This is a genomic window from Flavobacterium macrobrachii, from assembly GCF_014486675.1.
Taxonomy (GTDB): domain Bacteria; phylum Bacteroidota; class Bacteroidia; order Flavobacteriales; family Flavobacteriaceae; genus Flavobacterium; species Flavobacterium macrobrachii.
Map to the genome: position 1 here is coordinate 1 of NZ_JACTAC010000228.1, position 228 is coordinate 228.

Annotated in this window: 1 protein-coding gene; it reads right to left on the reverse strand. The window is 38.6% G+C overall.

What is annotated here, in order from left to right; translation table 11 throughout:
• Window positions 1–228 (reverse strand): hypothetical protein (locus tag IAI56_RS16070; RefSeq protein ID WP_187658808.1); only part of this gene is annotated, 228 nt, incomplete at both ends.

The window sequence follows — 228 nt, forward strand, 5'->3', positions numbered from 1 at the left end:
GGTCGATAAAATGAAGTCCGCAAAACCGTCTTGGTTGTCATCACATATCGTGTATGGTGTGGTTGGTGGTATTGGTTCTGGCAATGGTTCTACTCGAATGTCCATCGTAGATACAACATAACAACCCGTAGCATCATTTGTAATACGAATTCCTAACGTTTGAACATAAATTATGGCGTTTTCATAATTTAAATTCGTGATTGCATTGGTATCGTTTAACGCATCAAC